Below are 24,409 nucleotides of genomic sequence, written 5' to 3'. Positions count from 1 at the left end.
GATCGGTCTAACAGCCCGTGGGCGCACACCGCCGTGGGCTCGCGGAGCACGTCCGCCCCCATGCACACGCATTCTCGACGGCCGCGGGTGAGGCTACGGCTTGCGGCCCACCGCGCCGTACGCGTCGACCGGGGTCGGGTCATCGGACTCCGGGCGCCACCGGGTGACCTGCGAGACTCCGGGGTCCACCAGCTCCAGGCCGTCGAAGAAGCCGGCGATCTCCTCGACACCGCGGACGTGGTAGGGGATCGCGCCGCTCCTGTTGTACGCGTTCGACGCCGCGATCATGCCGTCGCTGGTGGCGGTGCTGTCGCTGATGACCAGATAGCTGCCGGACGGCAGACCCGCCATGAGCCGGGACACCAGCTCGCGCGCCTGCGCGTGATCACCTACATGGCCAAGGGTGTTGAGGATCATCAGGGCGACCGGCCGGGAGAGGTCGAGGGTCGCGCTCGCGCTCTCCAGGATGGCCTCGGGGGCGTACAGGTCGGCGTCGATGTACGCGGTATCGCCCTCGGGCGTGCTGGTGAGCAGCGCGCGGGCGTGGGCCAGGACGAGCGGGTCGTTGTCCACGTACACGATCCGCGAGTCGGGGGCCACGCGCTGGGCGACCTCGTGCGTGTTGTCGGCGGTCGGCAGACCCGTGCCAATGTCGAGGAACTGCCGGATGCCCCGCTCCGCCGCCAGATGCCGGACCACGCGGCCGAGGAAGAGCCTGCTCAGGCGCGCCACGTCGACGAGGCCCGGGTGGATCTGCTTGATGTGGTCGCCCAGTTCGCGGTCCTTCTCGTAGTTGTCCTTGCCACCCACGAAGTAGTTCCAGAAGCGCGCGGAGTGCGGCGTGCTGGTGTCGATGCGCGCGCGTATGTCCGCGGCGGCGTCGGCTTGGGGGTCGCGATCCGACACAGGGGCCTCCGGTAAGTGATCGGGCCAGGTTGGTACTTGAAAGAACGATCACCCGCCAATCTAGTTCCCGGCGCCCGTGTGTGCCCTCAACTCCGCTGCTGCCGGGGGACGGTCAGAGGCCGAGCACGCTCGGATCGTCCGCCAGCGCCCTGAAGTACTCGCGCGGGTCGGCCACCATCCGCCGTTCGTTCAGGTCCAGGAGGCCTCCGACGGACTGCACCTCGGCGGCCTCGCTGCCGTCCGCCTTGCGGACATGCTGCTCGATGCGGAACGTCTTGCGCTCACCCCAGATGAACTCACAGGTCACCTCCACCTCGTCGCCCGCGCGCAGCTCGCCGAAGTAACGGATGGTGTTCTCCAGGGCGACGGGCCCCACCCCCTTGGCGAGCAGATCGGCCTGCTCGATCCCGGCCGCGCGCAGCACGGACCAGCGGGCGTGCTCGGCGTACTGCAGGAAAACGGCTTGGTTCAGGTGGCCCTGCGCGTCCGTCTCGTACCCACGGACGCTGATGCTCACCGAAAACGGCTCCGACACGACATTCCCTTCAACGGTTCTTCGGTACTTCGCGGATCAACGGTTTTTCACGGTCACTTCGCTGCCTGGATTCTGCGGGGCGAGGCGAGGAGGTAGCGCGCGCCACCGGCCCGCTCCGCATGCTCGCTGACCTGCCAGCCCGCCGCCTCCAGCGCGCTCGCACAGGTCCGCAGGCCCTCCGGCGACGCCTCGCGCACGGCGACGGCCTCGGGCTGCGGAGTGGCGTCCACCCGATAGCCGCCGGGCCCGGGGCGACAGCCCGCCGCCTCCAGGGCCAGCGCGGCGGCCTGCACCAGATGCGTCCGCTCCCAGGCGCAGGGGCGGTCCCGCGCGCCGTCCGGGTTGGTCATGCGGCGCATCTCCAGGAGGCCTTCCCAGGCGCTGCGTACGTCGCGTGCGCGGGCCGCCGGTCTTTCCGCATCCGGCGGCGGCGCGGGCTCGGCGCCGGTGCGGGCGGCGAAGAGACCGGACGGAGCGGGGGCCTGCGGGGGAGGGCCGGGGGCCTCGGCGACGGCGGAGGCCTGTTCGCCTTCCCGCAGGCGATGGCCCGCGGGCGTCAGGAAACAGGCGTGCGGAGGACGGGGGTGCCGGAAGGCGAGGCGCTGCCGCACGAGCCCCGCCAGCTGTGCCTCGCTCCCGGTCAGCCGTCCCGTCGCCGGGTCGGCGGCCTCGATGATGCGCCGCTGAGCGGCTGTCGGAGGCCTCGTCATGCGCCCACCTCTTCCCCAGGTCCTGCTGCCTGGTTCCGATAGTGCCTCGCGCCACTGACAACGGCCGCCGGACACCGGATGTCCGCGGCATGCCGACTCAGCGAAGGGTGCCCGTGGCGAGGTCGACCACCTTCTCGGCGACCAGTTCGAGCGTGCGCCGGTCGTCGTCGGCGCTGCCGCGCTCGCCGGGCGTGCCCGGATACGTGTCGAGCAGCACGTCCGTGGCGCCGAGTTCCGCCAGCGTCTCCAGGTCGGCCCGGAGCTGGTCGAGGCTGCCGTGCCCGAGGGGGCGGTCGGCGGTGTCCGGCTGCGGGGTGAGCTTGAGCTGGAGGCGGGGCACGAGGTCGGGCGTGGGGCGCCCGGCGGCCTCGGCCTCCGCCGCGATGCGGGGCAGCGCCGTCCGCAGGACTTCGAGGCTCGGCATGAACGGGTGCCAGCCCTCGCCGAGGCGGGCCGCGCGGCGCTGGGCGGCGGGGGAGTTGCCGCCGACCCACACGGGCAGGTGTGCCGCCGGGGCAGGGGCGTTGCGGATGTCCTCGTAGGAGACGTACCGGCCCTGGAAGGAGGACGTCTCCTCGGCCCATGCGGCGCGTATCGCGGTGAGGTACTCGTCGGTGATGGCGCCGCGCTCCTCGAAGGGGACGCCAAGAGCCTCGTACTCGGCGCGGGACCAGCCGACACCGGCGCCCAGGATGAAGCCGGCGTCGTTGAGCTGGTCGATGTTGGCGGCGAGGCGGGCGGTCTGCAGCGGGTGGCGGTAGGGGATGACGGTGATCGTCGTGCCGAGCCGCAGCCCCGGTACGCGGCCCGCGAGATGCGCGGCGAGCACGAACTGGTCGTAGAAGGGGGCCGGATAGACCGCGTGCACGTCGGGGGTGACCGTGATGTGGTCGGAGATCATCGCAAGGCCGAACCCGAGGTCACGGGCGTCGGTCGCCTGGCGGACCAGGGAGTCGGGGGTGGTGCCGGAGCCGAAGTTGAGGAGATTCACGCCGTATCGCATGGCGGCAAGTCTTGATGATCTTCGGGGTGTGTGTCGAACCGGGTCACGGACCCGTCCGGGCCGGCCGGGGAAACCGGCCGGCCCGGAACCGCTGTTGCTCCGCTGGACCTGCCGCTCCCGCTACTTGCTCATGGCGAAGCGCATCAGGGCCTGCTCGTCGCCCTGCTTGATCTTGCCGGTCTCGTTGATGACCTGGAGCTTCCAGGCGCCGGCCTCCCGGACCGCCTTGGCCACGGCGCAGCCGTTGTCGTTCGTGAGCAGGCTCGGCCAGATGTCGGCGACCTGCTGGGTGCTGCCGCCCGTGGCGTCGTACACCTTGAAGCTGATGTTGCGCGCGTTCTGGAAGGCGCTGCGCTTCTTGTACGCGGCGGCGACGAACACGATGGACGTGATGTTGTCCGGCACGCGCTCGAACTCGACGGTCACCGTCTCGTCGTCGCCGTCACCCTTGCCGGTCTGGTTGTCGCCGCTGTGCACCAGCGAGCCGTTGCCCAGCGGGTCCAGCGAGTCGAGGCCCGCGAGCCGCACCGGGTCCGCCCCCGCCATCGCGATGGCGATCAGGTCGAGGTCGGTGCCGGCCTTCTGCCGCAGCTTCCCAAGGACCCCACCGCTGCTGCCGACGGTGGGGTCCCACGACACACCTATGGACAGACGGGTCACGCCGCCCAGATCCGCCGGTCCGTCTTCCTTCTTGAGCGTGATCATTCGCGATCCTTCTTGGTGGTGAGTGAGCTATATGGGACAGAGTGTGCCTGGTTTTACGGACGAATGTTCCAGCTCGCCACCACTGGGCGGCCGTGCTCCGTGCTGAGACGGCAGACCGTCCCCGTCGCCAACTGGAACAACGCCCCGCCCGACACCGGCAGTCCGAGGCGCCGTGCCGTCAGTACGCGCAGGAAGTGGGAGTGCGCGAAAAGGACCACGCTGCTCTCGTAGTTGGCCAGCGCCGCGTCGACCTTCGCCAGCATCCGGTCGGCCCGCTCGCCGATCTGCTCCGGGGTCTCACCGGGATGCTCGGCCGGGCCCGGGGCCACTCCGTCCGTGAACAGGTACCAGTCGGGGCGGGTGCGGTGGATCTCCACCGTCGTGACCCCCTCGTACGCCCCGTAGTCCCACTCGCCCAGGTCGGGGTCCACCCGGGCGTCCGGGAACCCGGCCAGCTCCGCCGTCTCCCTGGCCCGCTTCCTGGGACTCGTGAACGCCGCCCCGATCCGGAACCGCCCCACCAGCGGTGCGAGCCCGCGCGCCTGTTCCCTGCCGTTCTCGGTGAGCGGGATGTCCGTCCAACTGGTGTGCCGGCCGTTCATCGACCACTCGGTCTCGCCGTGCCGGACGAGGAGCAGGTCACCCATGGTGCGGAACTTCCTGTCTGTCGGGGTCTGTCAGGGGTCTGTCAGGGTCTGCGGGGGGTGGCCGGTCCGGCGAAAGGCCCGGTCCGGCCACCCCCGAGACTAGATCCCCGCGGGCACCCGCGCCGGGCGGCCCGAGCCGCGCGTCAGGCAGTAACCCCCGACGCCCGCGAGGGCGCCGAGCACGCCACCGCCCGCGGTCCACAGCCAGCGGGACGACCACCAGGCCGACGCCCAGCCGTCCTCCGGCTCACCGGACTCCGCCGCCGTCCCCGTGCTGATCCCCGGCACCAAGGGCTTCGCCAGCGAGCCGTCCACCGCCTGCGCACCGCCCGCGTCGGTCGACGTCACCTTCGTCGCGGCCCGCATCGGAAGACCCAGGTCGTCCGCCTTGAGACCGGTGACGGTCAGGCGCGCGTAGTACGTGCCGGGCAGCGGATCATTGGCCCACGGCTCGGCCGACGCGCGCACGGTGCGCAGCGTGCAGGACAGCTCGACCGTGGCGGCCTCCTGCGCGACCGTCTTCGTCTGCGCGCCGAACCGGCACGCCTGGCGGCGCCGCAGCCCGTCGTACACGTCGACCCGCCAGGTGGAGTCACCGTTCCTGGCGGCGTCCTCGGGCAGCTTCACCGTGGCTTGCACGGTGGGGCGCTGTCCGATGTCAGCGGGGAACGACCAGTACAGGTAGTCGCCGGTGGACGCCTCCGCCGTCGCCTCCTGGTCCACCTGGACCGGTGTCGCCGTACGGAAGGACGTACCGGCCTCGGTGGGCGCGGCGGACTTGTCGTCTCCGCCGTCGGAACCTGCGGCGAACGCCGCACCGGCCGCCCCGGCCAGGGCGATGAGGGCGGCACCGGCCAGTACGCCGGCCCGGCTCACCACACGTGTCGTACGCATCAGTTGGTCCTCCAGACCGCGAAGCGCCAGCGCGAGAGCCAGCCCCAGACCAGACCGGCGACGAAGCCGGTGAGGATCAGCACGCCGAGCAGCCACCAGCCGTTGCCCAGGCCGAAGGACGCCACGTCCGTCGCCTCGTCGGGCCCGTCCACCAGATCGACGGCGAGCTCGACGGGCAGGCCCGGGGTCGTCTTCACCGAGGACGGCGCCGAGTAGGAGTTGCTGACCTGGAGACACACGGTCTCGGCGGCGGGCCCGCTCTTCCCGTCGGTCGCCTCGTCGGCGTCGTCGGCGCTCTCCGGCTTCGGATAGCGCAGGCCGGTCGAGATCACGTCCGTACGCCCGTCGCCCGCCTCGGAGCCCCGCACGATCTCGCGACCGTGCACGGTCGAGGCCCGAAGCAGCACCCCGTAGTCCCTGTTCACCGCGCGGTCGGCGCCGACGCTGACGGAGGCACGCAGCTCCTGGCCGGGCTCGACGTCGACGCGGTACCAGCGGTGCTCGCCGAACTTCTCGCGGTCGGTGTAGACGCCCGCCTTCAGCTGCGGGGCGTCGGTGCACCGGTCGGTGCCCTCCGTGGCCACCGGGGTGGCGACGGGGTCCGCCGCGCGGTCCACCAACTGCTTCACACGGCCCGAGAGTTCATCGGTGTGCCGCACCGAGGTGTACGTCCCGCCGGTGGCCTCCGCGATGCAGCTCAGCTGGTCGCGGGTCTTGGCGTCCGGCACCAGTCCGAGCGTATCGACCGTGAGATGGATGCCCTCGGCGGAGATCTTGCGGGCCACCTCGCACGGGTCGAGGGGCTGACAGGTGTCCTCGCCGTCGGAGATGAGGACGATGCGGCGGCTGCGCTCCTTGTTGTCGTCCTTGAGGTCGTCGGCGGCCTTCAGGAGCGTGGGGCCGATCGGCGTCCAGCCGGTGGGCGCGAGCGTGGCCACCGCGGTCTTCGCGTCGGTGCGTCCGGCGCGGTCGAGCTCCGCCACCGGGTAGAGGAGCTCGGTGTCCTTGCACCCCGTCTTGCGGTCGTCGCCGTGGTAGTTGGCCCCCAACGTCCGTATGCCGAGCTGCACTTCGTCCGGGGTGGCGTCGAGCACCTCGTTGAACGCCTGCTTCGCCGCCGCCATCCGGGACTTGCCGTCGATGTCGCGGGCGCGCATCGAACCGCTGACGTCGAGGACGAGTTCGACCTTGGGCGAGGGGTGTGCGGGTTCGTCGTCACCGGCGGAGGAGGCCGCGGCGGGCCCCGCCGCGCCGAGCCCGGCGGTCAAGGCGGCGAGCAGGGCGAAGGCCCCGGCCGCCGACCGATGTCTTGTGATCATCGCCGGATCTTATTGATCTTGGCCTGCATACCCAAACCGGCGGATGGGTATGACCCTTCACCGCCTCGGCCAGGCCTCGGTTCACCGCCTCAGCTCACGGCCCCCGAACGCCCCGCCCCCGTCGGCCTGCTTCCACCACGTCTCCAGGGCCGTCTGGTCCATCGTGTGCCACGGCGGTGTCTCCTCGACGAGCGCGCGGCCGAGGCGCCGCCCCAGATCGACCATCGCGGCACCGGCGACGCCGCGGTCGGTGTCGTACGTGTCGAGCGCGTCCGCCCAGGTCGTGGCCGTGGCGAAGGCGGACTCCAGGACCGTCGCGTCCTGCAGCGCCTTGACGGCGCCCGCCCCCGTGTGCGGCCGGGCGACGGTGGCCGCGTCGCCCGCAAGCAGCACGCGGCCCATGGTGTAGCGGGGCGCCGTGTAGTCGTACATCGGCTGGAGGAAGAGCTCGTCGGGGGCGGTCGTACGGATGAGATCGCCCCAGTAGGGAGGCAGCAACGCGTCGCACACGTACGTGAGATGCGAGGCGAGGGCCTCCGTGAGCCCGCCGGGCGGCAGGCTGGTGGGGGCGGTGAGCCGCAGGTCGAGGCCGAGCCCCAGGTCGAGGCCCGGCGGCGGTGCCGTGTAGAGGACCCAGTTGACCCGGTGCCCGCCGACTCCGTCGGGGATGCGGTAGACGATGACATGGCCGCCGGGGAAGACGACGTACGCGCAGTCCTCCTGAGCCCACAGCCCCGGGTCCGGCAGCCGGTCGGCCGGGAAGGCGCCGCGCCAGGCGAGGTAGCCGGCGTACGCGGGACGTACCCCGGCGAACGCCCCCGCACGGACCACGGAGCGGTAGCCGTCGGCGCCGATCACGAGGTCGAAGCGCTCGGTGCCGTCGGCGGTGACCACCTCGGCGCCGTCCTTGCCCGGCCGCACCTCGTCCACCGCCACGCCCGGACGGTAGGCCACGGACTCGGGCACGCGGCCGCGCAACTCACGCCATAGCGGGCCCCAGTTATACGTACGGAAGGCGAACGGCATCGCCCCGATCTCGTGCCCGAGCGGCCCGGCCGCCGATCCGTCCCGCACGTACCAGCGGCGCCGCTCCAACTGCACCCACGGCATGTCCGCGTCCAGATATCCGGCGGAATCAAGCTCCGCGTACCGCGAGTTGTGCACCGCGAGCCCGACCCCGCGGTCCGCCAGCCGCTCCGCCGCCCGTTCGTACACGGTGATCTCCGCGGCGCCACCGCGGTACGCGGCGAGTGCGGCGGCGCATCCGGCGATGCTCCCGCCCACGACGGCGACCCTGCCTCCACGCATCATCGCGCCATCCTGGCAGCAAGGGTGACCGGGTGTCAGTGCAGGGACACCCCGCGTCCGGCGAAGAACGGTTCGAAGTCCGAAAGTGACATGTCAGCCGTCCGCGTCCCGGCGTCGATCCCGGACGGGTTGTGCAGATGCAGACCGCCGTCCGCGGAACGCCCCGTGACGAGCACCAGGTGACCGCCCCGGCCGGGCGAGGGCCGGTGCGGGCGGCGGATCTCGTAGTGCACCGAGACCATGACCGAGCGACCCTCGTCGAGCAGGCCGGTGATCTCCTCCACCGTGAGGTGCCGGTGGACCGTGGCGTCGACGCCGTGCACGTCGCGTACGTACTCCGCGAACGGCGCGTAGATCAGCCCCCGGATCGTGCCGTCGGCATCCTCGGTGTACGCGCCGTACTTCAGCGCGCCGTCCCGCAGCTCGAACAGCGACGGCGCGGACGGGCCGAGCGCCATCCGCAGGCAAGTCAGGCCGCACAGATGGCCGCACCAGCGCGCGTAGTCGTCGAGGGTGGCGGCGCCCGACTCCGCCCAGGCGGGGTCGGCCGCGCGGTCGAACGCGCCGTACACGATGGGTCCGACGAGGTCGGGCGATGCGAACTGTGTCAGGGAAGGGACCCGGCAGGCTGGACAGAGAAACACACGACCCCCGTCGTCTGGTGGCGGCACCGCGTCACTGGCGGTAGCCGCTGAGGAAGCGGCCGATGCGGCTGATGGCCGCGTCGAGGTCGTCAGCGTAAGGGAGCGTCAGGATGCGGAAGTGGTCGGGGCGCGGCCAGTTGAAGCCCGTGCCCTGGACGACCTGGATCTTCTCCTGGAGCAGCAGGTCGAGGACGAACTTCTCGTCGTCGTGGATGGGGTGGATCTTGGGGTCGAGGCGCGCGAAGGCGTAAAGGGCGCCCTTGGGCTTCACGCACGAGACACCGGGGATCTCGTTCAGTTTCCGCCATGCCATGTCACGCTGCTCGTACAGCCTGCCGCCCGGCACGGTGAGCTCGCGGATGGACTGCCGGCCGCCGAGCGCGGCCTGGATGGCGTACTGGGCGGGGGCGTTCGGGCACAGGCGCATGGAGGCGAGCATCGTCAGGCCCTCCAGGTAGCTCTTCGCGTGCTGCTGCGGACCCGTGACGACCAGCCAGCCGGACCGGAAGCCCGCGACGCGGTACGTCTTCGACAGACCGCAGAAGGTCAGGACGACGAGGTCGGGGGCGAGCGCGGCGACGCTGTGGTGCACGGCGTCGTCGTACAGGATCTGGTCGTAGATCTCGTCGGCGAAGACCATCAGGCCGTGGCGGCGCGCGAGATCGAGGATTCCTTCCAGGATCTCCTTGGGATAGACGGCGCCCGTGGGGTTGTTCGGGTTGATGATCACGACGGCCTTGGTCCGGTCGGTGATCTTCGACGCCATGTCGTCCAGGTCCGGGTACCAGTCCGCGGACTCGTCGCACGTGTAGTGGACGGCCTTGCCCCCGGAGAGGGTCGTCACGGCGGTCCACAGCGGGAAGTCCGGGGCCGGGATGAGGACTTCGTCGCCGTCCTCCAGGAGAGCCTGGACGGCCATCGTGACCAGCTCGGAGACGCCGTTGCCGAGGAAGACGTCGTCCACGGAGACCTCGTCGAGGCCGAGCGCCTGGTAGCGCTGGGCGACGGCCCGGCGGGCCGAGAGGATGCCGCGCGAGTCCGTGTAGCCGTGCGCCTGGGGGAGCATCCGGATCATGTCCTGGACGATCTCCTCGGGCGCCTCGAAGCCGAAGAGCGCCGGGTTGCCGGTGTTCAGGCGCAGGACGCTGTGGCCCGCCTCCTCCAGGGCGTTGGCGTGCTCGATGACAGGCCCCCGGATCTCGTAACAGACCTCGCTGAGCTTGCTGGACTGCCTGAACTCCATGCGCTGTGCCTCCCGTGACGTGAGTTACTTGGTTTTACCAAGCTGGAGCTTGGAAAGTCCAACAACTTGCTTAGACTGAGTCGCATGCCACCTGCCCCCAGGACTCGCCGAAGCTATGACCAGTACTGCGCGGCCGCCCGTGCCCTCGACGCCGTGGGTGACCGCTGGACCCTGCTGATCGTCCGGGAGCTCCTGGTCGGCCCCCGCCGCTACACCGACCTGCACGCCGATCTGCCGGGCGTGAGCACGGACGTCCTGGCGTCCCGGCTCAAGGACATGGAGCGCGAGGGCCTGACGACGCGCCACCGCCTGCCCCCGCCCTCGGCGGCGTACGTCTATGAACTGACCGAGCGGGGCCGTGAGTTGCTGCCTGTCCTGCAAGCCCTCGCCACCTGGGGCACGCCCGCCCTCCAGGAGCGCGCGCCGACGGACGCCGTCCGCGCCCACTGGTTCGCGCTGCCGCTGCTCCGGGTCCTGGCGGGGCTCGGGGTGGAAGGGGTCGTCCAGGTCCGCCTGGACGAGGGGGAGTTCCACGTACGGGTGGGAGGTGCCGCCGAGTCGTACGGCGACGGGCCCGCCCCCGAAGCCCCCGACGCCCTCCTCACCCTTGACGCGGAGACCTGCGTCGCGGTGGGCCGGGGCGCGCTGACGGTCGCCGAAGGGGTGAAGGCGGGCCGCATCGAGGTGACCGGCGAGGGCGTCCTCGCGAAGGCCCTGCGCGCGTCCTGACCCGGCGAAACCGGATCGTGGTCGGAGCGGCCCCCCGCATACAGTTGCCGGTGTGCTGCGTGAAGTGACTGCTGTCCGGTATGTGAACCCGCTGCGGACCGGGGGCTCCGTGCCCGGCGTCGTCGAGACCGACGACCTGGGGACGTACGTCGTGAAGTTCACCGGGTCGGCGCAGGGCCGCAAGGCGCTGGTCGCCGAGATCATCGTCGGTGAGCTGGCCCGCCGACTCGGCCTGCGCTTCCCCGAGCTCGTCCTGGTCCACTTCGACCCGGCGGTCGCGGCGGACGAGCCGCACCAGGAGGTGCAGGACCTGCTGCACGCCAGCGCGGGGCTCAACCTGGGCATGGACCTGCTGCCGGGCGCCGTGGACTTCACCCCCGAGGCGCTGGACGTGGACCCGCTGGAGGCGGGCAAGGTGGTGTGGCTCGACGCCCTCACCGCGAACGTCGACCGCACGGTGCACAGCTCGAACCTGATGATCTGGCCCACGTTCGGTCTACAGCGGCCAAGGCTGTGGCTCATCGACCACGGGGCCGCCCTGGTCTTCCACCACCGGTGGGGCGCGACGGCGCCGGACAAGGCGTACGACTTCCGCCATCACGCCCTCGGCGGGTACGGGCCGGACACGCGGGCCGCCGACGCGGAGCTTGCGCCGCTGGTCACGGAGTCCGCGCTCCGGGAGATCGTCTCCCTGGTCCCCGACGCCTGGCTGGCCGAGGAACCGGGGTTCTCGTCCCCGGACGAGCTGCGGGAGGCGTACGTCGGTTACCTGCTGGCGCGGGCGAGGGCCTCTGCGGTCTGGCTGCCGACGGATTTCCCCTCCCGTGACGAGCTGGCGGCCGCTGACGCGAGGCGTGCCGCCGCCACGGAGAAAGGGCGCCCGGCGTGGCTGAAGCGGGTCCCTGACCTGCACGGGGAGCCCGCGGCTGAGCAGGATTGGTCGCGGCATATCGGTTGACTGCGGACCGGTTGTGGCTGGGCGCGCAGTTCCCCGCGCCCCTACGGGCACGACTGAGCCCCCGGCGCTGTGCGGTGCCGGGGGCTTGGTCATGCTCTGCGCACGGAGATCAGCGCAGCTGCTCGTACGCCGGGAGGGTGAGGAAGTCCGCGTAGTCCGCGTCCAGGGAGACCTGGAGGAGGAGGTCGTGGGCCTGCTGCCACTTGCCCGCCGTGAAGGCCTCCTCGCCGATCTCGGCGCGGATCGCGGCCAGTTCGGCGGCGGCGACCTCGCGGGCCAGGTCGGCGGTGGCGGTCTTGCCGTTCTCGAAGACGACGCCCGCGTTGATCCACTGCCAGATCTGCGAACGCGAGATCTCGGCGGTGGCCGCGTCCTCCATGAGGTTGAAGATGGCGACGGCGCCGAGGCCCCGCAGCCACGCCTCGATGTAGCGGATGCCGACCTGGACGGCGTTGACCAGGCCGTCGTACGTGGGCTTCGCGTCGAGCGAGTCGATGGCGATCAGATCGCCGGGGGCGACCTTGACGTCCTCGCGCAGGCGGTCCTTCTGGTTGGGCTTGTCGCCCAGCACCGCGTCGAACGACTTCATCGCGATCGGGACCAGGTCCGGGTGCGCGACCCAGGAGCCGTCGAAGCCGTCGCCGGCCTCGCGGTCCTTGTCGTTCTTGACCTTCTCGAACGCGACCTTGTTCACCTCGGCGTCCTTGCGGGACGGGATGAACGCGGCCATGCCGCCGATCGCGTGCGCGCCGCGCTTGTGGCAGGTGCGGACGAGGAGTTCGGTGTACGCCCGCATGAAGGGGGCGGTCATCGTCACGAGGTTGCGGTCCGGCAGGACGAACTTCGAGCCGCCGTCACGGAAGTTCTTGACGATGGAGAAGAGGTAGTCCCAGCGGCCTGCGTTCAGGCCCGACGCGTGGTCGCGGAGCTCGTAGAGGATCTCCTCCATCTCGTACGCGGCCGTGATCGTTTCGATGAGGACCGTGGCGCGGACGGTGCCCTGCGGGACGCCGACGTAGTCCTGGGCGAAGACGAAGATGTCGTTCCAGAGGCGGGCCTCCAGGTACGACTCCGTCTTCGGGAGGTAGAAGTACGGGCCCTTGCCGAGCTCGATGAGGCGCTTGGCGTTGTGGAAGAAGTACAGGCCGAAGTCGACGAGCGCGCCGGGGATCGGGGTGCCCTCGAACTGCAGGTGGCGCTCGTCCAGGTGCCAGCCGCGCGGGCGCATGACGACGGTGGCGAGCTCTCCGGCGTCCTTGAGGGAGTACGACTTGCCGCTGCGGTCGTCGGTGAAGTCGATGCGGCGCTCGTAGGCGTCGGTGAGGTTGAGCTGGCCCAGGATCACGTTCTCCCAGGTGGGCGCCGAGGCGTCCTCGAAGTCCGCGAGCCAGACCTTGGCGCCCGAGTTCAGGGCGTTGATGGTCATCTTGCGGTCGGTCGGCCCGGTGATCTCGACGCGGCGGTCGTTCAGGGCGTCCGGAGCCGGGGCCACCTTCCAGGAGTCGTCCGCGCGGATGGCGGCCGTCTCGGGGAGGAAGTCGAGCGTGGAGGTGCGGGCGATCTCGGCGCGGCGCTCGGAGCGGCGGGTGAGGAGCTCGTCACGGCGGGGCGTGAAGAGCCGGTGCAGCTCGGCCACAAAGGCGAGGGCCGCGTCGGTGAGGACCTCCTCCTGCCGCGGCAGAGGCTCCGCGTCGACGATGGCCAGCGGGGACTGCGCTGGTGCGGACATGAGCTGTCACTTCCTTCAGCGAGCTTCACAGGTGGTGCCGCGGCGGCCGCCGGGCCTTCGCAGTGACACTCAGTGCCACAGGAGCCGAGATACGGCCGTGGACCCCACATGAGGGAACGGGTGCTTCTGAACAGTGGATACTAGTTTCCTCATAGTGGAAGTTCAATCGTCTGTTGACGTCGAGATTCTCTTCATCGACAGAACGTGTCGCTGAGTGCCATGCCGGTCACTCAAGGTGGATCAGGTCGGCGGGTGTGTCGATGTCGTACGCGCGGGCCACGTCCGCGCACTCGACGTGGGTGATTTCTCCCGCGTGTTCCTTCAGATAGGCGCGAGCCCCGCGGTCACCGACCGCGCTCGACGCGATGCCCGCCCAGTGGTCCGAGCCGAAGAGCACCGGGTGCCCGCGCTCGCCGTCGTACGCGGCGGCGGCGAGGGTGGCGGGCGAGCGGTAGGCGGCGTACACGCGGGCCACCGCGGCGGGGCCGATGCCCGGCTGGTCGACGAGGGAGACGAGGGCGGCGTCGGACCCGCTGTCGCGGAGGGAGGCGATCCCGGCCCGCAGGGACGAACCCATCCCCTCCCCCCAGTCGGGGTTGTCGATCAGCACACAGCCGGGGAGCGAGGCTTTCGCGCGTACGACATCGGCGTCCGCGCCGAGCACCACGTGCACGCGCGTGCAGCCGCCCTCGCGCAGCACGCGGACCGCGTGCTCCACGAGGGGCCGCCCCTGGTGGTCGAGAAGCGCTTTCGGCCGGCCGCCGAGGCGTCGCCCGCCACCCGCGGCGAGGAGAAGTCCGGTGATCATCGGATTCGTCATGGCTCCTGCATACCGCACGCCGTCCGCACAGTCCCGGCAGCCGGGGGGCCTCACACGGCCTCCCGAGGCCGGATGCGGTGTGTTCCGGCCATAAAGTGGCGCGTCCTGCTTCTCGTGGCGTTTACTTGCCCGCGGTCCCCTGGCGTCTGACCAACGCCGTTCGGGGCCGGCAAGTGGCGAACGAGTACGTACGCACGACAGCGTGCGAGGGGGAGAGCTGTGTTGCGGAGCATGGGGCAGAGGCGAGTGACCGGCAGCGATGAGGATCCGCGAGTCGCGGAGTTGGACACGGCGGTGTCGCGACTGCGCCGTGAGCTCGCCGCGCATCCGGCCGAGTTCCCCGACCGGGGCATCGCCGAGGACGAGCTCGCGGCGCTGGCCGCGATGGCCCGGAGCGGACGGCCGGAGGTGCCGAGACTGCGACGCTCGCTGCTCCTCATCGCGGGCGCGATCGGCTCGGTCAGCGCGCTGACCTCGGGGCTCGCCGCGGTCAGGGGAGCGGTCGAGCTCTTCGGGGACCCGGGCCCCCGCTAGCGCTTCCTCCGCGGTCGGGCGGGCGGGCGTCAGCGAGCATCGGCTCGGCTGAGTTCGTCCTCAAGCCCCTGCACCCTGCCGTCCACCAGCTCCACCACCCGGTCGGCGACGGTCAGGCGTGCTCGGTCGTGGGTGACCAGGATCGTCGCCGTCCTCCACTCGCGCGTGAGGCGTCCGAGGAGGTCCAGGACCGCCGCTCCCCGCTCGTGGTCCAGCGCGCTCGTCGGCTCGTCCACCAGGAGCACCGCGGGCGCGTTCATCAGCGCCCTCGCGATGCCGACCCGTTGGCGCTGCCCGCCCGACAACTGGTGCGGGCGGCGATGCGCGAGGTCCCCCAGGCCGACGGTGTCCAGAAGCTCCCGGGCCCGCTCGCGGACTTCGCGTGAACGTCCGTGCCCGTCCAGGCGCGCCATCAGCTCCACCTGCTCCAGCGCCGTCAGCGACGCCAGGAGGTTCGGCTGCTGGAAGACGATCCCCATCCTCCGCCGCCGCAACTCCGCGCGCTCGGCTGCCGACAGGGACCCCGTCGCCGTACCGTCGACCACCACCCGCCCCCGATCGGGAGTGACCAGCGTCGCCGCGACCGCCAGCAGGCTGGACTTCCCGGAGCCCGACGGGCCGACGACCGCCGTCAGCGTCCCGGCGGGGACGTCGAGGCCGACGCCGTCGAGCGCCGTGAGGCGTCCCTCGCCGTCCGGGTACGTCAGCGTGATGTCTTCGAGGAACAGACTCATCGGGCACTCCCCAGCGCGGTCAGCGGGTCCACGGCGGTGATCCGCCGGACGGACAGGCCCGCGCCCAGAGCCCCGAGGGCGATCATCACGGCGGCGGGCCACAGCACGGTCGGCGGATCGAGCACGAACGGGACGTCCCCGCCACTGATCGCGGAACCGACCACCGCCGCGATCCCCGTCCCCAGGGCCGTCCCGGCGGCCAGCATCAGCACGGCCTGCCCGAGCGCGTCCCTGAGCAGATACGGCGTCGAAGCGCCCAGCGCCTTCAACACCGCGATGTCACCCGCGCGTTGGATGGTCCACACGGTGAAGAACGCTCCTATGACGAGCGCGGAGATGACGAAGAGGAAGCCGCGCATGAGCTGCAGCGAACCGTTCTCCGCCTGATAGGAGCCGATGGCCGTGAGCGCGCCTTCGAGCGACCTCGTCTCCGTGCCCGCCGCCTTGTCCCCGGCCGCGAGATCGACCCCGCCGCCGGTCCGCAGCGCGATGACCGTGGCCTGCTCGTGCGGCGACGTACCCCGGTGGCCGAGCCCCTGCCAGTCGTCGAGCGCGGTCCATACGACAGGGGTGTGGCTGTACGAGGCGTCCGACGCGACCCGCGCGACCCGCTCCTCGACCCGGCTCGCGCCCAGCCGCACCCTGTCCCCGGCGCCGACGCCGAGATCCGCCGCGGCCTTCTCCGAGAGCACGGCCTCGCCCGGCGCGACGCCGGCCGGCGCGATCCCGGAGTCCGGCTCGACGCCGAACGCGGACACGGCGGCCGAGCGGTCGCCCGCGGTGGCGTTGAGGGTGCTGATGCCGATCGGCCGCGCGGACCGTACGCCTGGTTGCGCCGCCCACCTCTCCCAGGCCTGCTGTTCCAGTTGGGAACCGGTGAAGGAGGCGGACTGGCCGGATGGTGGCGCGGCGAACGCGAGGTGGTCGGCCGGGAGGCCGGTGATCGCGGAGGTGTTCTCCCTGGCGAGCCCGGCGGTGAGGCCGGAAAGGAGCCCCACGAGCAGAGTGATGAGTACGACGACGGCTCCCATCAGGGCGAACCGCCCCTTGGCGAACCGAAGGTCTCTCCATGCGACGAACATGCCCCCACCCTGCTTCCGCGCACCCGCCCGGGGCATCGCGCCACAGCACGCTTCACCCGAATCGAAGGGGGGAGCCCACGATCAACCTTTTGGTTGAGGGGCCTCGGGGCGGCTCCGCATACGCTGGAAGGTCCGATGAACACCTCCGAAGCGCCGAAGCCCCCCGTGGGGCCACGCAGGCCCACCCCCGTCGCCCTCGTCCTGCGCATCTGCCTGCACGCGCTGCTCGCGGGACTGCTCGCGCTCGCCGCCGTGCGGGCCCTGGCCGACGGCGCGCCGGACACCGGGGCTGTCGTGGCGGCCGTGGTCGGCATGGGCTGCGTCTACGCGGCGGGCACGCTCAGCCCGGCCGTGGCCCGGTCGCAGCGGGCGGCGGCGGTGTGGCTCGGCGCGCTCGGCCTGAGCTGGGTGGCGCTGCTCGTCCTGTCGCCGGACGGGCTGTGGACGGCCTTCCCCCTGTACTTCCTGCAACTGCACCTGCTGCCCGTGCGCTGGGCCCTGCCCGCCGTCGCACTGACCGCCGCCGCCGCCATCGTCGGCTTCGTGGCGCACGGCTCACCGCTGTCGCCCGGCAGCTTCATCGGACCGCTGCTCGGCGCGGCCATGGCGGTCGCCACCGTCCTCGGGTACGAGGCGCTGTACCGGGAGAGCGAGCGGCGCCGCCGGCTGATCGACGAGCTCGTGGCCACGCGGGCGGAGCTCGCCGCCGCCGAGCGGACCGCGGGCACCCTCGCCGAGCGCGAGCGCCTCGCCCGCGAGATCCACGACACGCTCGCGCAGGGCCTCTCCTCCATCCAGCTCCTGCTGCGGGCCGCCCAACGCGCGCTGCCCGCGGGGTCACCCGCCGCGCCGCACATCGAACAGGCCCGCGCCGCCGCACAGGACAACCTCGCGGAGGCGCGGCGCTTCGTGCGCGCCCTCAGCCCGCCCGACCTGGACCACGGCTCCCTGGCCGGAGCCCTCGAACGGCTTTCCGCGTCCGCGTCGCCCGGCTCCGACGTGCACGTCCAGTTCACGGTGAGCGGCACGCCCACCGAGCTGCCGACCCCGTACGAGGTGGCCCTGCTCCGCACCGCACAGTCCGCCCTCGCGAACACCGTCCGGCACGCGGGCGCGGACCGCGCCGAGATCACGCTCAGCTTCATGGACACCTCGGTGTCCCTCGACGTCGTCGACGACGGACGGGGCTTCGATCCGGCGTCCACACACCGGCAGAGCGGGACGGGCGGGGACGACGGGGGCTTCGGGCTGCCCGCGATGCGGGCGCGCGCCCGGTCCCTCGGCGGGACGCTGAGCGTGGAGTCGGCGCCGGGCCAGGGGACGGCCGTCGCGGTCACCCTGCCGCTTCCGACGGGGGCCGCACGGTGAGCGCCGGGGCGCCGGAGCCCATCCGGCTGCTGCTCGCGGACGATCACCCCGTCGTCCGCGCCGGACTGCGTGCCGTGCTCGACACCGAGCCCGATTTCACCGTCGCGGGGGAGACGGCGACGGCCGAGGCGGCGGTGACGCTCGCCGCCACCGGCGGGTTCGACGTCGTCCTGATGGACCTTCAGTTCGGGACGGGTCTGCACGGGGCGCGGGCCACGGCCGCGATCACCGCCGAGCCCGGGGCGCCGCGGGTGCTCGTCCTGACGACGTACGACACGGACGCCGACATCCTCGCCGCGGTCGAGGCGGGGGCCGCCGGATACCTCCTGAAGGACGCGCCGCCCGAGGAACTGGCCGCGGCGGTACGGACCGCGGCCGCGGGGCAGTCCGCGCTCGCTCCCGCCATCGCCCATCGGCTGATGGACCGGATGCGGGCGCCCGGGGAGGCGCTGACCGGGCGCGAGTTGGAGGTGCTCAGGCTGGTGCGGGAGGGGTTGTCCAACCTGCAGATCAGCAAGCGTCTCTTCTTGAGTCAGGCCACCGTGAAGTCCCATCTGGTGCACATCTACGGGAAGTTGGGCGTCGACTCGCGCACCGCTGCGGTCGCGGTGGCGACGGGGCGTGGGCTGATCCGGGGCGGCACGGCCTAGGTGCCCGAGATGTTCTCCAGCATGTGCCGCTGGTGCCGGTGGCCGACCGTCTCGTAGCCGAGCACGGTGACGAAGGGGGCGAGCATGACGACGAGCAGGCACACCGCGATCGCGACACCGGCCGCCGACAGCAGTACCGCCACGGCGAGCACGGCGAGCGTGAGGCCGATGAGCAGCAGGTGGAAGCGGTCCACGGAGGAGAGCAGCAGGGTGTGCAGGAGATAGACCATCAGCAGGTAGAGGCCGACGGGGAGGGCCAGGGACAGGACCACGGCGGCGTCGCTGATCTTCGTGTGGTGTTCCAGGTGCAGCCCTGCCACGTGGAGTCCCGCCCCCGCTCCGGCGATGCCGATGTAGAGGGGGATGTGTCCGTAGCCGAAGAGGTATCCGCGGTTGCGGCGGTGGGTGAGGATGTCGCCGAAGGGGGTGGCGAAGTACACCCACCACATGCCGAAGGTCAGGCCGACTCCGGCGACGACGACGGCGACGGCGTTCGCGCCCCACTGTGTTCCGTCCGCGCCGCCCAGGAGTTCGCCCGACGAGGCGATGGTGCCGACGACTCCTTCGCCGAGGGTGATGATGGCGAACAGGCCGTAGCGTTCGGCGACATGGTGGGGGTGCCAGGGGGTACCTCCCGCGCGGCCCTGGGTGAGGAGCGGCAGCGCGAGTTCCAGCACCCCGAGCACGACGAACGCGGCCAGCACGGCGGCGAGCGGCAGCTCGGTGAAGCCGACGACGATCCACCCGGCCTGGGCGATCATGGTCCAGCGGATGTTGGCCGTCCCGACCTTGTGGAAGGAAGGGGAGTCCCGGCTCGCCCGCCACCACTGTGCCACCATCGCGATCCGCATCACGACGTAGCCGATCACCATGGCCCGCAGTTCGAGGTGGTCGCCCGCGTCGAGGGAGTGGAACATCGCGGGGAGCCCGAGGGAGAACACCACGACGCCGATCATCTGCAGCATCGTCAGGGCGCGGTAGAGCCAGTCGTCGGTGGCGAAGGCGGAGGCGAACCAGCTGAAGCTGATCCAGGCGACGCAGATGGCGAACATCGCGAGCAGGAACGCGAGGATCGCCCGGGTGGCGTGGCCCTCGGCGAGCATCTCGGCGAACTGGGATGCCGCGGTGCCGACGGCGACCACGAAGGTCAGGTCGAACAGCAGCTCAAGGGGTGAGGCGACCCGGCCGTGTTCCTCCGGGTCACGGCCGGTCATCGGTACCAGGCGGTGCGCGAGACCGCTCCGGCCGGCGGCGCTGGGTGCTGCGGAGTCACTCATGCGCGGCATGATGCCCGACCCGGTATCGCGGGCAGGCGGACGCCGCGCGGAAGCATCCAGGAGCTGCCCGGTGGGGGTTGTCCGGCCGGGCTAGGCAGCCGGACCCGAGCTGGCCAGCGCGGCGGACAGCTCCACCGCCACCTCCTGCAGCACCGGAACGATCTTCTCCACCGCGGCCTCGGTCACGCGGCCCGCCGGGCCGGAGATCGAGATGGCGGCCGCCGTGGGGGAGTTGGGGACCGACACCGCCAGGCAGCGCACCCCGATCTCCTGTTCGTTGTCGTCGACCGCGTAGCCCGCGCCGCGGACCACCTCGAGCGCGTCGAGGAAGCCTTCCGGGGTGGTGATCGTCTTCTCGGTGGCGGCGGGCATCCCGGTGCGGGCGAGGAGCGCGCGCACCTCGTCCGGCGGGGTGTGGGCGAGGAGGGCCTTGCCGACGCCCGTGGAGTGGGGCAGGACCCGGCGGCCCACCTCGGTGAACATGCGCATGGAGTGCTTGGACGGCACTTGGGCGACGTACACGATCTCGTCGCCGTCGAGCAGCGCCATGTTCGCGGTCTCGCCGGTCTCCTCGACCAGGCGCGCGAGATAGGGGCGCGCCCAGGTGCCGAGGAGGCGGGACGCCGACTCGCCGAGGCGGATCAGACGTGGGCCGAGGGAGTAGCGGCGGTTGGGCTGCTGGCGTACGTAGCCGCAGGCCACCAGTGTGCGCATTAGGCGGTGGATGGTGGGCAGCGGGAGGCCGCTGCTCGCGGAGAGCTCGCTCAGACCGACCTCGCCACCGGCGTCCGCCATCCGTTCGAGGAGGTCGAAGGCGCGCTCGAGGGACTGGACACCACCGCTGGCAGCGGGCGGCTTGGAGGCGGCGACTTCGGTGGAGGCGTCGCTGGCGCTTGACGTCGGCACGGCGCAGTCCTTTCGGGGCTGACGGGCAAGGCAGCAGCCTACCGGGCGGTTCTTCGCGAGGTCCCTCTGCGGCCCTGGCGTCATCGCCGGTCAGGGCCGTCCAGGGACCGGTCGGGGAGCCTTTGTCCGCTTCTCCGCTGTCACGCCCGGTGATCGTTTGACGGGCCGGTTGTGCGTAGCTACGTTCTGTCCTGCGGAATTCTAATTCCACTTTGTGGAAACGTCCAGTGTGCTCTGGATGGCCTCTTGACGGTTCGGGGTCGGCCGTGAAGACTCATTCAACAGAACGTTGAATTCCGTTTAGCGGAAACGAATGGTCTGTGTAGCGGAAAAGAACGAACAGAAGAACGAACAGACAAGCAACAGCAGAGAAGCGAAGAGAGGGCGTTGAGGACGTGGACGTAGAACTGGTGCTGCGCTCGACCCGCGTGATCACCCCGCAGGGAACCCGCGCCGCGTCGGTCACGGTCTCCGGGGGGAAGATCGCGGCCGTGCTCGCACACGACGCCGAGGTACCGGCGGGGGCCAGGGTCGAGGACTTCGGGGACGACGTCCTGCTGCCCGGACTCGTCGACACGCACGTCCATGTGAACGACCCGGGCCGCACGGAGTGGGAGGGCTTCTGGACCGCCACCCGTGCCGCGGCCGCCGGTGGCATCACCACCCTCGTCGACATGCCGCTCAACTCCCTGCCGCCGACCACCACCGTCGGCAACCTGCGCACCAAGCAGGACGTGGCCCGCACCAAGGCGCACATCGACGTCGGCTTCTGGGGCGGCGCGCTGCCCGACAACGTCGGCGACCTCAAGCCCCTGCACGACGCCGGTGTCTACGGCTTCAAGTGCTTCCTCTCGCCGTCCGGCGTGGACGAGTTCCCGCACCTGGACCAGGACCGCCTCGCCACCTCCATGGCGGAGATCGCCGGGTTCGGCGGGCTGCTGATCGTGCACGCCGAGGACCCCCACGAGCTGGACGCCGCCCCGCACAAGAGCGGCCCCAAGTACACGGACTACCTCCAGACCCGGCCGCGCGTCTCCGAGGACGTCGCGATCGAGGGCCTCATCGGGCTCGCCAAGCGGCTCGGCGCGCGGGTCCACGTACTGCACCTGTCGTCGTCGGACGCGCTGCCCCTGATCGCCGCCGCCAAGCGCGAGGGCGTCAAGCTCACCGTCGAGACGTGCCCGCACTACCTCACGCTCACCGCGGAGGAAGTCCCGGACGGCGCGAGCGAGTTCAAGTGCTGCCCGCCCATTCGCGAGGCCGCCAACCAGGACCTGCTCTGGGACGCGCTCGCCGACGGCACCATCGACTGCATCGTGACGGACCACTCGCCGTCCACCGCCGACCTCAAGACCGACGACTTCGCGACCGCGTGGGGCGGCATCTCCGGGCTCCAGCTGAGCCTCCCCGCCATCTGGACCGAGGCCCGCAAGCGCGGCCACAGCCTCGAGGACGTGGTGCGCTGGATGTCGACGCGCACCTCCGAACTGGTCGGACTCGACCAGAAGGGCGCCATCGAGGCCGGCCGCGACGCCGACTTCGCGGTCCTCGCGCCCGACGAGACCTTCACCGTGGACCCCGCGGAGCTGCAGCACCGGAACCGAGTCACGGCGTACGCGGGCAAGACCCTCAGCGGCGTCGTGAAGTCCACCTGGCTGCGCGGCGAACGCATCCTGCACGGCGGCGAGTTCAGCGAACCCGCAGGCCGACTTCTGGAAAGGAAGAACTGATCACTGTGACGACGGCGATACCCACCTTCACCGGCGACGCGAGCCCCTACGGCGGCGGCGACCCCTACGCGGACTACCGCACCGCGGACTTCCCCTTCACGCAGTACGCCAACCTTGCCGACCGGCAGCTCGGCGCCGGTGTGATCGCCGCCAACGACGAGTTCTTCGCGATGCGCGAGAACCTCCTCCTCGCCCACCCCGCCGTGTTCGACCCCGAGCACTTCGGCCACAAGGGCAAGGTCATGGACGGCTGGGAGACCCGTCGCCGCCGCGGTGTCTCCGGTGAGCACCCGTGGCCCACCGCCGACGACCACGACTGGGCGCTCGTACGCCTCGGTGCCCCCGGCGTCGTACGCGGCATCGTCATCGACACCGCCCACTTCCGCGGCAACTACCCGCAGGCCGTGTCCGTCGAGGGCACGAGTGTCGACGGCTCGCCGACCCCCGAGGAGCTCCTCTCGGACGACGTGAAGTGGACGACTCTCGTGCCTCGTACGGCAGTCGGCGGCCACGCGGCCAACGGCTTCGCCGTCGACCTGGAGCAGCGCTTCACGCACCTGCGCGTCAACCAGCACCCGGACGGCGGCGTCGCCCGCCTCCGCGTCTACGGAGAGGTCGTCGCCGACCCCAAGTGGCTCGCGGCGCTCGGCACGTTCGACGTCGTGGCCCTGGAGAACGGCGGCCAGGTCGAGGACGCGTCCGACCGCTTCTACTCCCCGGCCACCAACACCATCCAGCCGGGCCGCTCCCGCAAGATGGACGACGGCTGGGAGACCCGCCGTCGCCGCGACAACGGCAACGACTGGATCCGCTACCAGCTGGTGGGTCAGTCCGAGATCCGTTCGATCGAGATCGACACGGCCTACCTCAAGGGCAACTCGGCGGGCTGGGCTGCCCTTTCGGTCCGTGACGGTGAGGAAGGCGAGTGGGTCGAGGCGCTGCCCCGCACCCGCCTGCAGCCCGACACCAACCACCGCTTCGTGCTGGACACCCCGGTCGTCGGCACGCACGTGCGCATCGACATCTTCCCGGACGGCGGCATCTCGCGGCTGCACCTCTTCGGTTCGCTGACCGAGGCGGGACAGAGCCGTCTGACGGCGCGTCACCAGGAGCTCGGCGGCTGAAGCAGGCCCACTGAGGCCCGCTGAGCCCACTGAGGCCCGCTGAAGAACGTGGGGCGCACCGGGTGGAAAGCCCCGGTGCGCCCCATCACCATGCCCGCGCGCGCCTACGCGGTGTACCCGCCGTCGACCACGAGTTCCGAACCCGTGATGAACGCGGCGTCCTCGCCGGCGAGATAGGCGACGAGCGAGGCCACCTCGTCGGCGGAACCGAAGCGGGCCAGGGCGGTCCCCGCCTTCTGCGGCTCGGCGAACGGCCCGTCGGCCGGGTTCATGTCGGTGTCGATCGCTCCCGGGTGGACCACGTTCACGGTGATCCCGCGCCCGGCGAGCTCGCGCGCCAGGGGCTTCGTCATGCCGGTGAGCGCCGCCTTGCTCATCGCGTAGAGCGTGCCGCCGCCCCCGCCGGAGTACTGGGTCAGCGCCGAACCGGTGGAGATGATCCGGCCCCCGTCGGCCAGCCTGGCGGCCGCCGCCTGCGAGGCCAGGAAGACCGCGCGCACGTTGATGTCGAGCACCCGGTCGACGTCGGAGAGCGCCAGGTCCCCGATGGGGCCGAGCACTCCGATGCCCGCGTTGTTCACCAGGATGTCCAGGCGGCCCAGGTCGTCGGCCGCGCGGTCCACCGCTCCCGCGGCGTCCCCGGGGTTCGCGGCGTCGGCCTTGACGGCGAATCCGCGCCGTCCCGTCGACTCGATCTTGGCGACGACGTCGAGAGCGGCGGCCTCTTCCTTGACGTACGTGATGGCGACGTCGGCTCCCTCCTGGGCGAGCCGCAGCGCGATCGCCGCGCCCATGCCGCGGCTGCCGCCGGTCACCAGGGCCGTCTTGCCGGTCAGAGAAGACATTTCGAGACC

The 24,409-nt window shown here is 71.4% G+C and carries 25 protein-coding genes; 7 read left to right on the top strand and 18 right to left on the bottom strand.

The annotated features are described in order from the left end of the window. Nucleotides 1-93 precede the first annotated feature (93 nt). From ACWGIH_RS40610 to ACWGIH_RS40560, 11 genes are all read right to left on the bottom strand, one after another. Nucleotides 94-906, bottom strand: a complete 813-nt coding sequence (locus ACWGIH_RS40610) for an SAM-dependent methyltransferase (protein WP_453446592.1) — start codon at nucleotides 904-906, stop codon at nucleotides 94-96. A 112-nt stretch (nucleotides 907-1,018) separates the two neighbouring features. Further along, nucleotides 1,019-1,441 (bottom strand): acyl-CoA thioesterase, encoded by a 423-nt coding sequence (locus ACWGIH_RS40605; protein WP_453446590.1) that lies wholly within the window; start codon nucleotides 1,439-1,441, stop codon nucleotides 1,019-1,021. A gap of 53 nt (nucleotides 1,442-1,494) precedes the next feature. After that, entirely contained in the window at nucleotides 1,495-2,151 is a 657-nt protein-coding gene (locus ACWGIH_RS40600) for a hypothetical protein (RefSeq protein WP_453446588.1), read from the bottom strand. A gap of 97 nt (nucleotides 2,152-2,248) precedes the next feature. Continuing rightward, nucleotides 2,249-3,154: a TIGR03619 family F420-dependent LLM class oxidoreductase gene (locus ACWGIH_RS40595; protein WP_453446587.1), complete on the bottom strand. Its 906-nt coding sequence runs from the start codon at nucleotides 3,152-3,154 to the stop codon at nucleotides 2,249-2,251. Between the two features lie 120 nt (nucleotides 3,155-3,274). Continuing rightward, nucleotides 3,275-3,859, bottom strand: a complete 585-nt coding sequence (locus tag ACWGIH_RS40590; RefSeq protein WP_453446585.1) for a TerD family protein — start codon at nucleotides 3,857-3,859, stop codon at nucleotides 3,275-3,277. Between the two features lie 53 nt (nucleotides 3,860-3,912). Then, nucleotides 3,913-4,506, bottom strand: a complete 594-nt coding sequence (locus ACWGIH_RS40585) for a histidine phosphatase family protein (RefSeq protein ID WP_453446583.1) — start codon at nucleotides 4,504-4,506, stop codon at nucleotides 3,913-3,915. Nucleotides 4,507-4,605: 99 nt separating this feature from the next. Continuing rightward, nucleotides 4,606-5,400 (bottom strand): hypothetical protein, encoded by a 795-nt coding sequence (locus tag ACWGIH_RS40580; RefSeq protein ID WP_453446581.1) that lies wholly within the window; start codon nucleotides 5,398-5,400, stop codon nucleotides 4,606-4,608. Beyond that, nucleotides 5,400-6,719: a VWA domain-containing protein gene (locus ACWGIH_RS40575; protein WP_453446579.1), complete on the bottom strand. Its 1,320-nt coding sequence runs from the start codon at nucleotides 6,717-6,719 to the stop codon at nucleotides 5,400-5,402. The genes ACWGIH_RS40580 and ACWGIH_RS40575 overlap by 1 nt, the downstream gene beginning before the upstream one ends. 81 nt (nucleotides 6,720-6,800) lie before the next feature. After that, a complete protein-coding gene (locus tag ACWGIH_RS40570; protein ID WP_453446706.1) occupies nucleotides 6,801-8,027 on the bottom strand; it encodes an FAD-dependent monooxygenase in 1,227 nt (408 codons plus the stop codon). Between the two features lie 35 nt (nucleotides 8,028-8,062). Continuing rightward, entirely contained in the window at nucleotides 8,063-8,671 is a 609-nt protein-coding gene (locus tag ACWGIH_RS40565; RefSeq protein ID WP_453446577.1) for a C39 family peptidase, read from the bottom strand. 31 nt (nucleotides 8,672-8,702) lie between these two features. After that, nucleotides 8,703-9,914 (bottom strand): pyridoxal phosphate-dependent aminotransferase, encoded by a 1,212-nt coding sequence (locus tag ACWGIH_RS40560; protein WP_453446576.1) that lies wholly within the window; start codon nucleotides 9,912-9,914, stop codon nucleotides 8,703-8,705. Between the two features lie 84 nt (nucleotides 9,915-9,998). Between ACWGIH_RS40560 and ACWGIH_RS40555 the strand changes: the two genes are divergently transcribed. Next, a complete protein-coding gene (locus ACWGIH_RS40555) occupies nucleotides 9,999-10,643 on the top strand; it encodes a winged helix-turn-helix transcriptional regulator (protein WP_453446574.1) in 645 nt (214 codons plus the stop codon). A 52-nt stretch (nucleotides 10,644-10,695) separates the two neighbouring features. Continuing rightward, entirely contained in the window at nucleotides 10,696-11,601 is a 906-nt protein-coding gene (locus tag ACWGIH_RS40550; protein ID WP_453446572.1) for a HipA family kinase, read from the top strand. A gap of 109 nt (nucleotides 11,602-11,710) precedes the next feature. On the opposite strand, the gene aceB is transcribed toward ACWGIH_RS40550, so the two are convergent. Both aceB and ACWGIH_RS40540 read right to left on the bottom strand, forming a co-directional pair. Further along, nucleotides 11,711-13,330 (bottom strand): malate synthase A, encoded by a 1,620-nt coding sequence (aceB, locus tag ACWGIH_RS40545; protein ID WP_453446570.1) that lies wholly within the window; start codon nucleotides 13,328-13,330, stop codon nucleotides 11,711-11,713. A 226-nt stretch (nucleotides 13,331-13,556) separates the two neighbouring features. Beyond that, entirely contained in the window at nucleotides 13,557-14,150 is a 594-nt protein-coding gene (locus ACWGIH_RS40540) for a nucleotidyltransferase family protein (protein ID WP_453446568.1), read from the bottom strand. A gap of 246 nt (nucleotides 14,151-14,396) precedes the next feature. On the opposite strand from ACWGIH_RS40540, the gene ACWGIH_RS40535 reads away from it, so the two are divergent. After that, the gene (locus ACWGIH_RS40535; RefSeq protein WP_453446704.1) at nucleotides 14,397-14,684 is read left to right on the top strand and encodes a DUF5955 family protein; all 288 of its coding nucleotides are present in this window, start codon (nucleotides 14,397-14,399) and stop codon (nucleotides 14,682-14,684) included. 29 nt (nucleotides 14,685-14,713) lie between these two features. Here the strand turns inward: ACWGIH_RS40535 and ACWGIH_RS40530 are convergent, their stop codons facing one another. Further along, complete coding sequence (locus ACWGIH_RS40530) at nucleotides 14,714-15,418, bottom strand: ABC transporter ATP-binding protein (RefSeq protein WP_453446566.1); 705 nt, start codon at nucleotides 15,416-15,418, stop codon at nucleotides 14,714-14,716. Further along, nucleotides 15,415-16,500: an ABC transporter permease gene (locus ACWGIH_RS40525; protein WP_453446564.1), complete on the bottom strand. Its 1,086-nt coding sequence runs from the start codon at nucleotides 16,498-16,500 to the stop codon at nucleotides 15,415-15,417. The genes ACWGIH_RS40530 and ACWGIH_RS40525 overlap by 4 nt, the downstream gene beginning before the upstream one ends. A gap of 165 nt (nucleotides 16,501-16,665) precedes the next feature. Here ACWGIH_RS40525 and ACWGIH_RS40520 point away from each other — a divergent pair, with 165 nt between their 5' ends. Both ACWGIH_RS40520 and ACWGIH_RS40515 read left to right on the top strand, forming a co-directional pair. Then, complete coding sequence (locus tag ACWGIH_RS40520) at nucleotides 16,666-17,868, top strand: sensor histidine kinase (protein ID WP_453446703.1); 1,203 nt, start codon at nucleotides 16,666-16,668, stop codon at nucleotides 17,866-17,868. Then, a complete protein-coding gene (locus tag ACWGIH_RS40515; protein WP_453446562.1) occupies nucleotides 17,865-18,518 on the top strand; it encodes a response regulator in 654 nt (217 codons plus the stop codon). Before ACWGIH_RS40520 ends, ACWGIH_RS40515 begins: the two co-directional genes overlap by 4 nt. On the opposite strand, the gene ACWGIH_RS40510 is transcribed toward ACWGIH_RS40515, so the two are convergent. Together ACWGIH_RS40510 and ACWGIH_RS40505 are read right to left on the bottom strand one after the other, a co-directional pair. Beyond that, nucleotides 18,515-19,795: a low temperature requirement protein A gene (locus ACWGIH_RS40510; RefSeq protein ID WP_453446560.1), complete on the bottom strand. Its 1,281-nt coding sequence runs from the start codon at nucleotides 19,793-19,795 to the stop codon at nucleotides 18,515-18,517. The two genes, ACWGIH_RS40515 and ACWGIH_RS40510, sit on opposite strands and share 4 nt — an antisense overlap. Nucleotides 19,796-19,885: 90 nt before the next feature. Further along, a complete protein-coding gene (locus ACWGIH_RS40505; RefSeq protein ID WP_363209632.1) occupies nucleotides 19,886-20,701 on the bottom strand; it encodes an IclR family transcriptional regulator in 816 nt (271 codons plus the stop codon). A gap of 395 nt (nucleotides 20,702-21,096) precedes the next feature. Here ACWGIH_RS40505 and allB point away from each other — a divergent pair, with 395 nt between their 5' ends. Both allB and alc read left to right on the top strand, forming a co-directional pair. Beyond that, on the top strand, nucleotides 21,097-22,431 hold the full coding sequence (gene allB, locus ACWGIH_RS40500) for an allantoinase AllB (protein WP_453446558.1): 1,335 nt from the start codon (nucleotides 21,097-21,099) through the stop codon (nucleotides 22,429-22,431). A 5-nt stretch (nucleotides 22,432-22,436) separates the two neighbouring features. Next, the gene (gene alc, locus ACWGIH_RS40495) at nucleotides 22,437-23,555 is read left to right on the top strand and encodes an allantoicase (protein WP_453446556.1); all 1,119 of its coding nucleotides are present in this window, start codon (nucleotides 22,437-22,439) and stop codon (nucleotides 23,553-23,555) included. Nucleotides 23,556-23,659: 104 nt separating this feature from the next. Here the strand turns inward: alc and ACWGIH_RS40490 are convergent, their stop codons facing one another. Continuing rightward, entirely contained in the window at nucleotides 23,660-24,400 is a 741-nt protein-coding gene (locus ACWGIH_RS40490; RefSeq protein ID WP_453446554.1) for an SDR family NAD(P)-dependent oxidoreductase, read from the bottom strand. Between the last annotated feature and the right edge of the window lie 9 nt (nucleotides 24,401-24,409).

The organism is Streptomyces sp. NPDC054872, assembly GCF_053610705.1.
Note: the sequence above shows the minus strand (reverse complement) of the source record. Positions and strands in the feature narration are given on the sequence as shown.

Coding starts and splice junctions, on each gene's coding strand:
- ACWGIH_RS40555 (WP_453446574.1), top strand. CDS start 9,999: ATGCCACCTGCCCCCAGGACTCGCCGAAGCTATGACCAGTACTGCGCG.
- ACWGIH_RS40585 (WP_453446583.1), bottom strand. CDS start 4,506: ATGGGTGACCTGCTCCTCGTCCGGCACGGCGAGACCGAGTGGTCGATG.
- ACWGIH_RS40580 (WP_453446581.1), bottom strand. CDS start 5,400: ATGCGTACGACACGTGTGGTGAGCCGGGCCGGCGTACTGGCCGGTGCC.
- ACWGIH_RS40530 (WP_453446566.1), bottom strand. CDS start 15,418: ATGAGTCTGTTCCTCGAAGACATCACGCTGACGTACCCGGACGGCGAG.
- ACWGIH_RS40575 (WP_453446579.1), bottom strand. CDS start 6,719: ATGATCACAAGACATCGGTCGGCGGCCGGGGCCTTCGCCCTGCTCGCC.
- ACWGIH_RS40595 (WP_453446587.1), bottom strand. CDS start 3,154: ATGCGATACGGCGTGAATCTCCTCAACTTCGGCTCCGGCACCACCCCC.
- ACWGIH_RS40570 (WP_453446706.1), bottom strand. CDS start 8,027: ATGCGTGGAGGCAGGGTCGCCGTCGTGGGCGGGAGCATCGCCGGATGC.
- aceB (WP_453446570.1), bottom strand. CDS start 13,330: ATGTCCGCACCAGCGCAGTCCCCGCTGGCCATCGTCGACGCGGAGCCT.
- ACWGIH_RS40600 (WP_453446588.1), bottom strand. CDS start 2,151: ATGACGAGGCCTCCGACAGCCGCTCAGCGGCGCATCATCGAGGCCGCC.
- ACWGIH_RS40540 (WP_453446568.1), bottom strand. CDS start 14,150: ATGACGAATCCGATGATCACCGGACTTCTCCTCGCCGCGGGTGGCGGG.
- ACWGIH_RS40490 (WP_453446554.1), bottom strand. CDS start 24,400: ATGTCTTCTCTGACCGGCAAGACGGCCCTGGTGACCGGCGGCAGCCGC.
- ACWGIH_RS40525 (WP_453446564.1), bottom strand. CDS start 16,500: ATGTTCGTCGCATGGAGAGACCTTCGGTTCGCCAAGGGGCGGTTCGCC.
- ACWGIH_RS40560 (WP_453446576.1), bottom strand. CDS start 9,914: ATGGAGTTCAGGCAGTCCAGCAAGCTCAGCGAGGTCTGTTACGAGATC.
- ACWGIH_RS40510 (WP_453446560.1), bottom strand. CDS start 19,795: ATGAGTGACTCCGCAGCACCCAGCGCCGCCGGCCGGAGCGGTCTCGCG.
- ACWGIH_RS40590 (WP_453446585.1), bottom strand. CDS start 3,859: ATGATCACGCTCAAGAAGGAAGACGGACCGGCGGATCTGGGCGGCGTG.